Origin of the sequence: Luteibaculum oceani (assembly GCF_007995015.1) — a bacterium.
In the GTDB taxonomy this organism is placed as follows: domain Bacteria; phylum Bacteroidota; class Bacteroidia; order Flavobacteriales_D; family Luteibaculaceae; genus Luteibaculum; species Luteibaculum oceani.
Window position 1 is genome coordinate 116,378 of the sequence record NZ_VORB01000001.1, and the last position, 10,878, is coordinate 127,255.

4 protein-coding genes are annotated in these 10,878 nt (G+C 38.4%); 2 read left to right on the top strand and 2 right to left on the bottom strand.

Annotation, left to right across the window (positions count from 1 at the left end):
* Window positions 1-35 precede the first annotated feature (35 nt).
* Window positions 36-1,010, bottom strand: a complete 975-nt coding sequence (locus tag FRX97_RS00495) for a ribonucleoside-diphosphate reductase small subunit (protein ID WP_147012274.1) — start codon at window positions 1,008-1,010, stop codon at window positions 36-38.
* Window positions 1,011-1,258: 248 nt separating this feature from the next.
* Window positions 1,259-1,849 (bottom strand): DUF3109 family protein, encoded by a 591-nt coding sequence (locus FRX97_RS00500; protein WP_147012276.1) that lies wholly within the window; start codon window positions 1,847-1,849, stop codon window positions 1,259-1,261.
* Window positions 1,850-2,047: 198 nt separating this feature from the next.
* Here FRX97_RS00500 and FRX97_RS00505 point away from each other — a divergent pair, with 198 nt between their 5' ends.
* Together FRX97_RS00505 and FRX97_RS00510 are read left to right on the top strand one after the other, a co-directional pair.
* The gene (locus tag FRX97_RS00505) at window positions 2,048-6,361 is read left to right on the top strand and encodes an FG-GAP-like repeat-containing protein (protein WP_147012278.1); all 4,314 of its coding nucleotides are present in this window, start codon (window positions 2,048-2,050) and stop codon (window positions 6,359-6,361) included.
* Between the two features lie 174 nt (window positions 6,362-6,535).
* Window positions 6,536-10,819: an FG-GAP-like repeat-containing protein gene (locus FRX97_RS00510; protein WP_147012280.1), complete on the top strand. Its 4,284-nt coding sequence runs from the start codon at window positions 6,536-6,538 to the stop codon at window positions 10,817-10,819.
* The last annotated feature ends 59 nt before the right edge of the window (window positions 10,820-10,878 follow it).

Consider the following 10,878-nt stretch of genomic DNA (forward strand, 5'->3'; position numbering starts at 1 on the left):
AGTAATTGGGTTAATAGGTTTGGGTGGATGGATTACTAAAAGTCTTCGTCGAAAGAAATGGCCTTACCTCCACCCGACATTACACCGGCTTTTTGGTAGTCTCCAACTCTTTTCTCGAAGAAATTGGTTTTACCCTGCAGAGAAATCATTTCCATGAAGTCAAATGGATTCTCCACATTGTAAATTTTGTCATTGCCCAGTTCCACCAGTAACCGGTCAGCAACAAACTCTATATATTGGGTCATTAAATCGCTATTCATTCCAATCAGCTTAACAGGAAGGGCATCGGTAACAAACTCCTTCTCTATTTCTACTGCATCGGTGATGATCTTTTGGATTTGCTCTTTAGGCAATTTGTTTTTTACGTGACTGTTGTACAATAAACAAGCGAAATCACAGTGTAGCCCTTCGTCTCTTGAGATCAGCTCATTAGAGAAAGCTAAACCTGGCATCAATCCTCTTTTCTTAAGCCAGAAAATAGAACAGAAAGATCCAGAAAAGAAAATACCTTCTACCGCTGCAAATGCAACCAAGCGCTCTGCAAAAGATCCATTATCAATCCAACGCAATGCCCACTCTGCCTTTTTCTTTACGCAGTCTAAGGTCTCGATAGCATTGAATAGGGTGTTTTTCTCTTTTTCGTCTTTGATATAAGTATCAATCAGTAGCGAATACGTTTCGGAGTGGATGTTCTCCATTGCAATTTGGAAACCGTAGAAAAACTTCGCTTCGGTATACTGCACCTCAGCTACAAAATTCTCCGCTAAGTTTTCGTTTACAATTCCATCACTCGCTGCGAAGAATGCAAGAACGTGCTTAATAAAGTGACGCTCATCGTCGTTTAGCTTATTTTCCCAATCAATAAGATCTGGTTCTAAATCAATTTCTTCTGCCGTCCAGAAACTTGCTTCTGCTTTTTTATAAAAAGCCCAAATATCATCGTGCTGAATTGGAAAAAGAACAAAGCGATTTTTATTCTCTTCTAAAATTGGCTCGTTTACCGTACTCATTATTATAGTTTTTTAATTAACACTGCTATTCCCTAAACGTTACAGTCTAAAAAACGCTTCGAAAAGCTCAATTATCTTAACAATTGTTAGGGAAGGGGGAAAATCATCCAGAACAAATTTGGGAAATAGAATCGCTAAATGGATAAAATTTGACCCAGAGTTATGCACAGAAAATGGGGTAAAAAATGCAAAACCTTAACACCATTGGGAGTTACCCATGGTTGATAAATTTTAATCGCAAAAAGGCATCATTTTTGTTGCTCAGATTTGAAATTTTCATAAGCCGCAGCTACATCGTTGAGTTCATCAACAAATGCCTTCCCAAACTTGGTCTCAAGTGGTTCTTTTAAAAATTTATAGACTGGCACCTGTTCTTTTTGACCAAGACTGCAGGCCGCTTCACATATATGCCAACGGTGATAATTAAGGGCAAAATTATCTCCAATTTTCGCTACTCTTATGGGGTATAGATGACAAGAAATTGGTTTGCGAAAATTGCTTTTTCCATCCTTCCAAGCCATTTCAATTCCGCATTTTGCTGTGCCATTTTTTTCGAAGACCGTGTAGGCACACTCTTTACCATTTACAAGTGGGGTTACGTATTCTCCATCCACGTCCACTTCAAAAGCACCTTTTTGTTTTAATGCCTTCTGTCCAGCCTCTGGTAAATAAGGTAAAACCGACTCCAAATTTTCTTCCAGCTTGTCAATTTCTTCAAGCTCAACTGGAGCACCAGCATCACCTTCAACGCAACAGGCACCTTTACATGCTTTTAAATCGCAAATAAATTGTTCATCAAAAATCTCTTCCGAAATTAACTTATCCCCCAGCTGAATCATTCCGCAAAGGTACGGTGGATTAACCACTGTTCATTGCATCATTCGATCAAATCCTTCGACACTTCATGTATTTGAAATTTTTATCTAGAAAAGTTGTGATTTTCATTCACACCAAAAAGTGGGAGGTTCACAACAAAAAAATGACTTGCGTTTGTTTTTAAGATTTTTTTGCAAGTTGAAATCAACCATAATTACCTTATGAAAAAACAATTAAAATGGGTTTCAGCAGTTGTTGCCACTTTATTATTTGGGAACATTTCTGGACAGGTTTTTAACCCACAACCTAGAATTTTATCAGATAGTGGATTTGAAATTGGAGAATCTGTTACTACCATCGACTTTGATGGAGACGGAGACTTAGATCTTGTAATCCAGAATCACTCTAATGTTTATGTGAAGGAGAACTTAGGAAATTATAATTTCCAACTCCATAACTTAGGTGCTGTTGGTAACTTTAGTTCTAGTAGAGCATACGTTTGTATGCCCGTAGATATTGACAATGACGGTGATATTGATGTGATTTCAGGTGGTCAGCAGCTTGAAGTTTTTAGAAATGATGGGGCTTGGAATTTCTCTAAACTCCAAATTGCTCCTATAAACAATGTTCGTGATTTTGATATTGAGGATATTGATGGAGATGGATTCATGGATATTATTTGTGGAGCCACTAAAAGCAATCTAGGATCCCTAATTGTTTACTTCAATAGATCCTCATTTGGATCTATAGCGTTTGATGAACTTGTAGTTGCGAATGATTTTACTACAGAAACTATAACTGCATTGGCCCATGACATGAATGGTGATAACCTTCCTGATCTAATTTGTGGGTCAGCCAGACAACCATACAAATTGGACATGTTCATCCAAGATGAAACTGGGAATTTTTTAAGACAGCCAATTTCCACAACCATTGGAGGTATACGAACGATTGAAGCAGCCGATTTAGAAAAAGATGGTGATATTGATTTATTAGTTGGTACCTGGGTGAACAATTCTATCAAGGTATTAAGAAATGTAGGGGGCAACCAATTCAATGAAATTACATTAAGATCTAACATAAATGATCCACAGGGAATTCAGGCAGCTGACATTAATTTGGATGGTAAGCTAGATGTAATATGGAGTGATTACGATGGTAATGTAGTTTGGGAAGAGTATACCATTGAAAATGGTGAAATGATCTTCACTCCAAACAACCTAACTCCATTCCCAAATAACACTTGGGGTGAAACAACCGATTTTGATTTGGATGGTGATATGGATTATATCGCTATTGACTGGATTAGTGGTCGCCATAACATTTTGCTCTACGAAAACACCCTGAACGACTGTTTGGTTGAAGAAAAAATTATCAATGGTATTCCAAATACTTATGTTGGATTTCCATCTGTATTTAATATCGAAAATTCTGATGTATCTACCTTATATACAGTTGTTAGACCAGCAACCGGTGAAATAGTAGGAAGTGAGATGGGTAATGGTAATACATTAACCATTTATACAGATACCTTAGTTTATGGTTCTAATGTCTTTGAAGTATATGGCCAAAAGAGTGAAACTTGTGAGCCGATTTTTCTTTTTACAGGTTCCCTTAATGCTTGGGATACCCCAGCGGAGAAAAACATCTTTGATCCAAATGAGATTGTAGTTGCTCAAAACCCAGAGATTTCTATTCCAGAGTCAGTATTCCCAGTTGATATGAACAATGATGGGATGATGGATTTCCTTTCAACAACAAGAGGAGATCATAAGGTTATCCTGCATGTAAATCTTGGTAAATTTGAATTTGACAACGTTGTTATTTCTAATCAATTTCAAGGTGGGGAAGATGTTAAGGCTATTGATATGGACCTAGATGGTGATATGGATATTGTAGCAGCATTTTCTACAAGTGACGATTTAGTTTGGTTTGAAAATGATGGTCAACTTAACTTTACGCCACATGTTATTGACGGGAACATAGACCATGCAATTCATTTTTATGCAAGTGATATTGACGGTGATAACGATATAGATCTAGTTGCTTCTCCTTTTACCTCAGGAAATCTAAATCTTTATACCAATGATGGTAACCAAAATTTTAGTAAAAGAGTAATTGCCTCTGGTTTCGGAAAATCTGAAATGGTTGTGGTTAGAGATATAAATGGTGACGGTAAAAAGGACATCCTTTACGGAAATGCTTACCAAGGTGTAAACTCTAAATTAGTTTGGTTGAAACAAACTACCACGATGGAATTCGAGCAAATTCTAATCAGCACCAATATTCAATCTCTTAAGGGATTAGCCATTGAAGATATCGACAATGATGGTGACCTGGATTTCTTCACTGCTTCCACAGAAGATGATAAGATTGCACTATTTAGAAATACAGGAAACGAATTATTCGTTGAGGAGACTCTAATTTCCAATGCAGATGGAGCAGAGCATGTATTTACATCTGATATGGACTTAGATGGAGATCAAGACATCGTTTGGGTTTCATTCCTGGATAATAAGATTTATTGGCAAGAAAACATCGATGGTGGATATAACTTCAGACCTTATGAAATCTCTATTGCTAATGCAGGATTGGTTTGGTCTGAACCGGCAGATTTTGATGGTGATAGTGACCTAGATATAGTTGTGGCATCTCCACACGGTGACAAGATATCCATCTTTAAAAATATTTTATTTGACTGCCAAATCGAAGACGTAAACGTTTTTACTCCTGAACAAGCATATTTCAGAACTTCTGCTGAGGTAATCATTCCTCTTCCGCAAGAAGGGGTAACTTACTATCTAGAAGATGAGTCTGGTGAAATTTCTGTAGAGGGGTATATCAATACCCAACACGAAAATGAGGTAGTATTTAACACCCCTGAGTTAGAACTGGGTACCAATGAATTCTTTATCTACGCAGTTCATGCAAATTGTGAAGATTACCTTCAAACTCCAGTTATCATAGAAGGAATTGAAACTCCAATTTCTTTCTTCTTCCAAGATAACTACGCTGCAAATTCTGAAGACTTTATTGTTCCTGTACTTATTAACCCACACGATTCTATATCTGGAATCAACGGTAAATTTAGTTACGATGTAAGTGCTTTCTCTAACGTATACCTTGATACAGCTAATGCTCCAGAAGGTCACTACTGCGAAAGCAATACCGACACCATTAACGGAACCGTAAACTTCGTTTGGCAAGGTGCAGATTTCGTAGCGGGACATGGTGCTGAAGACACTGCTGTTGCTTTCAACTTTGTTTTCGTTCCTAGAGATACCGTAGGTATTTTCGATATCAACCTTATCGACCATGCATACCACTGGACTGTTTCTCATGTTGAGGGTTATGCTATTCCTTTTACCCTGTACAATGGTACTGTTGAGCTTGCTAGATTCTTTACTCTTCAGTCTGAATTCAGAACCATAAATGGAGAGATGGTACCCGATGTACATTTCGCATTCAATGGTAGAGGTGGTTTCGATACTACTTTTGTAGACCTTGCTTACTACAGAAATGAGCGTCTACTTCCTGGTGATTTCACTTTCAATATTGCTAAGGATGCAGACAACGATCCTACCAATGGTATTAACGTTGTAGATATCACTCTTCTTAGAAGACACATGCTTCAAATTAGTGAGCTTTCAGGTGCTCAACTTGTAGCAGCCGATGTAAACAACGATGGTAACCAAAACCTTTCGGATGTACTTAGCACCAAGTTGATTATTCTTGAAATTCTTAACTCTTTTGGTGGCGAAGCGTGGAGATTTGCTCCTTGGAACCACAACTTAGAAGATCCTAACGCCCTTGGTTTTGAATTTACCACTTACTTACAAGAAGATGCTTTACTAGACTTTATGGCTATTAAACTAGGAGACATCGATGGGTCTTGGGACGGTCCTCTTAACAGTAGCAAAGCACCTATCGCTTTCGATCTAATCCTTGGCGAAAAAAATGCTGAAGGGCACATTCCAGTTTACCTTCCTTACAGTATGAACCTAACCGGTATCCAGTTTACACTTGAAACTACCAAAGGAGAAATTAACATCATTAACGGTGCTATGAATATCCAACAAGGAAACACTACCGAAGGTGTAGCTACAGGGCTTTGGGAAGATGCAAGTGCACAAGGACAAGTATTCTCTGAAAATGAGCCTATCTTCTATATCATGACTGAAGGCGAAGTAAACTTCAGTGACAGGTTTACTCCTTGTTTGGTAGCAACCGATGCGCTTGAAGTATCTAGATTTGGTGGAGCAGCTACTACTAGTATCAATGAAAACAATGGATTGAACCAATGTTTAGATGTATTCCCAGTTCCTGCAACAAACCACATCAATGTTAACCTTTGCAATGATGTAACAGTTACTGGTTACCAAATCATTACTACCGATGGTAAGGTAATTAGCGCTAAGCAAGTAGATAGCAACTCAATTACTATTGAAAATGCCGATCTACCAGCACCAGGTGTTTACCAACTTATTATTGAAACTACTAACGGAAAAGCTGTGAAGCCTATCGTTATTAAGTAAAAAGTAGTACTTTTTATAATCAAACCCCGAGTAGCTGATGTTACTCGGGGTTTTTTAGTTGATAATGCTTAAAAAGTTCATTCACACCAAAAAGTGGGGGGTTCACAACAAAAAAATGACTTGCGTTTGTTTTTAAGATTTTTTTGCAAGTCGAATACCTTGAAACAATTTTCTATGAAAAACCGATTACAATATGGTTTACTTGTAGTGGCTAGCTTTTTTATTGGCCAACTATACGGAACCAATTTTAACCCCAACCCCATCACCATATCCTCGGGTGAGTTTGTTCGGGGAGAGTCAGTTACCGCAGCTGATATAAATAATGATGGGCTAGAGGATTTGATCCTTCAATCTAATAACCAAACCATAATTAAGGAAAACTTAGGACAGTTTAATTTCCAGTCACATGTTATTGCCAACACTAATGTTGGTATGTTCTCAATGGCATCCGATATTGATTTGGATGGTGATTTAGATATCGTGGTTGGTAGCCATGGGGCACCTCATAAAATCGAATGGCTAAGAAACGATGGTAACTGGAATTTCAGCAAGATACTAATCGCAGAAGTTCAAAATATTAGAAGTTTCGACATCAAGGATGTGGATTTTAATGGCACTCCAGATATTATTTGTGGTGTAGGGTCTTCGCTAGGGCAAGTTGTTCTTTTTTCCAATAACGTTCCAACCAACGAAACATTTGATCAAATAGTGGTAGGAAACATCGGAACCATGTCAGAAACAGCTTTTGCATTTGATTTGGATCAAGATGGGGATTTGGACCTAATTGCAGGTTCCTCAAGGTCTCCTTATGTTTTTAATTGGTATGAACAAACGGATAGCTTAATTTTTCAGGAGCACCAAATTTCAACAACACTGGGTGGTATACGAGCCGTTGATGCAGCGGACATAGATAATGATTTGGATATAGATCTAGTTGTAGCTTCTTGGGATCAAAACAAAATTTACCTTTTGAAAAATAATGGTAATGAAACTTTTGAAACGATTACGTTAAGTCCAAATGGAGTTGACATGCAAGCAGTTCATTTTGTTGACATTGACCTTGATGACGATCTTGATATTGCCTGGGCATCACATGGTTCTAATATTATTGGTTGGCTGGAAAACACCAGTACGTCAGCAACTTTTACCTACATCTCTCAGGAGTTGCCACAACATTATAGAACTACCTGGTTAGACCATGCGGATTTAGATAATGATGGAGACCAAGATTTATTTTCAATCGATCATCAAGCCAATGTGGGTAGTCTAGTGGTTTATGAAAATTTTGCTGCTCCACCTTGCTCGATTAACGAGATTGAATTTGAAATCGATAGTGTAACCTACGCTGGGTTGAGTGCCAGTGTGTACCTAAAAAGCACGGAAGTTGGAGTAGACTATTACTTAACTGACAACCCAGAGACACTTGACCGTGTTGGCGGTAAATTTGGTGAGGGAGAGGGAATTGTACTTACCGTTGATTTCCTACCTGCTGGGCAAACTGAATATTTCATAGTTGCCGTTAAAAACGAATTCTGTGAGGTGGTTTTTGATCAAACAGCGGTGTTTTTTGGAAATGAATATACTTTACCAACACCTATTTTTAGTGAAATCACCGCTTTGAGTATCCCATTCAATAATGTTGAGGCAGTGTACAGTGCCGATTTCAATAACGATGGGTTACAAGATATTTACGCCACTGGAAGAGATTTTGTAAAACTATACATTAATCAAGGTGGTTTGAATTTTGAACAGGTTATTGTATTCCAAGGGTTCTATCATGGCTTTGACGTAAAAGCAATCGATATAGATAAAGATGGTTTCTTGGATATCGTTGGTACCGAGTTACATTCTAAGTCCATGCATTTTTTCAAAAACAATGGAGATTTAACTTTTACCAAAAGCTTACTTATTCCTGAGGTACGAAATGTTCGCTATTTTGAGGTTGAAGACATGAATGGTGACGGGAATCTGGATGTAGTTCTTGCCTCAAGAGAAGGACATAATGATGTGAGATTATATTTAAACGATGGGAATTTGAATTTCACTGAGACAAAACTTGCATTGAATACAGAGCTTGCACACACTGTGAAGGTAGGCGACATCAATGGAGATGGCCTTAAAGATATTGTTTGGGGAAATTTTTCTGAGCTCAATCCTAAGTTAGAGTGGTTAGAGCAAGACCAGAATGGAAATTACATTCCTCATCAAATTCAATCAACAATCAATGGATTTATAAGTGCAGATATTGCAGATCCAGATAATGATGGAGATATGGATATCGTTTTGGCATCAGTGGTAGGAAATAGCATATTCCTATACATAAATGACGGTAATAATAATTTCAGCGAAAAGGAGTTTTCTCTGATGGAGCGTCCAGAATCCGTTGAATTTGTTGATCTTGATTTAGATGGAGATTTGGATATCTCAGCTGTTGGTTGGACGGGATTCGTAGGTTGGTTTGAAAATCTAGGAGGTAAAAACTTCTTCGAACATCCTATTGTTCAATCAGGAACCGGGGATGGTCCAACTTGGTCCTCTACTAGTGATTTAGATAACGATGGAGATCTTGAAATAGTTGTAGCCAATTACCTTATCGGGGTAAATATCTATGATAATACTGCGATCACATGCCAAATTGAAGAAGTAAACGTTCTTGCTCCTGAGCAAGCTTACTTTAGAACTTCTACCGAGGTAATTATCCCGCTTCCACAACAAGATGTTACCTACTTCCTAATCGACCCTATCACCTCCTCTTCTATCGAAGGAACCTTAAACAGCAATAACGAGGTAGTTTTCACTACTCCAGAAATGGAGCTTGGCACGAACGTTTTCGAAATTTATGCGGTACATCCAAATTGTGAAGGAACGCTTCAATCGCAAGTTATTATCGAAGGAATTGAAACTCCAATTTCTTTCTTCTTCCAAGATAACTACGCTGCAAATTCTGAAGACTTTATTGTACCTGTACTAATCAATGCACACGACTCTATCTCTGGAATCAATGGTAAATTTAGTTACGATGTAAGTGCTTTCTCTAACGTATACCTAGACACAGCTAACGCTCCAGAAGGACACTACTGCGAAAGCAATACCGACACCATTAACGGAACTGTAAACTTTGTTTGGCAAGGTGCAGATTTCGTAGCGGGACATGGTGCTGAAGACACCACTGTTGCTTTCAACTTTGTTTTCGTTCCTAGAGATACCGTAGGTATTTTCGATATCAACCTTATCGACCATGCATACCACTGGACTGTTTCTCATGTTGAGGGTTATGCTATTCCTTTTACCCTGTACAATGGTACTGTTGAGCTTGCTAGATTCTTTACTCTTCAGTCTGAATTCAGAACCATAAATGGAGAGATGGTACCCGATGTACATTTCGCATTCAATGGTAGAGGTGGTTTCGATACTACTTTTGTAGACCTTGCTTACTACAGAAATGAGCGTCTACTTCCTGGTGATTTCACTTTCAATATTGCTAAGGATGCAGACAACGATCCTACCAATGGTATTAACGTTGTAGATATCACTCTTCTTAGAAGACACATGCTTCAAATTAGCGAGCTTTCAGGTGCTCAACTTGTAGCAGCCGATGTAAACAACGATGGTAACCAAAACCTTTCGGATGTACTTAGCACCAAGTTAATTATTCTTGAAATTCTTAACTCTTTTGGTGGCGAAGCGTGGAGATTTGCTCCTTGGAACCACAACTTAGAAGATCCTAACGCCCTTGGTTTTGAATTTACCACTTACTTACAAGAAGATGCTTTACTAGACTTTATGGCTATTAAACTAGGAGACATCGATGGGTCTTGGGACGGTCCTCTTAACAGTAGCAAAGCACCTATCGCTTTCGATCTAATCCTTGGCGAAAAAAATGCTGAAGGGCACATTCCAGTTTACCTTCCTTACGGTATGAACCTAACCGGTATCCAGTTTACACTTGAAACTACCAAAGGAGAAATCAACATCATCAACGGTGCTATGAATATCCAACAAGGAAACACTACCGAAGGTGTAGCTACAGGGCTTTGGGAAGATGCTAGTGCTCAGGGACAAGTTTTCTCTGAAAATGAGCCTATCTTCTACATCATGACTGAAGGCGAAGTAAACTTCAGCGACAGGTTTACTCCTTGTTTGGTAGCAACCGATGCGCTTGAAGTATCTAGATTTGGTGGAGCAGCTACTACTAGTATCAATGAAAACAATGGATTGAACCAATGTTTAGATGTATTCCCAGTACCTGCAACAAACCACATCAATGTTAACCTTTGCAATGATGTAACAGTTACTGGTTACCAAATCATTACTACTGATGGTAAGGTAATTAGTACTAAGCAAGTAGATAGCAACTCAATTACTATTGAAAACGCTGATCTACCAGCACCTGGAGTTTACCAACTTATAATCCAAACAACTAACGGAAAAGCTGTGAAGCCTATCGTTATTAAGTAATACAACAAACCCAAACCTCAGGGCCCCTCCTTTTTGTGGAGGGGCTTTTGAGGTTTTTA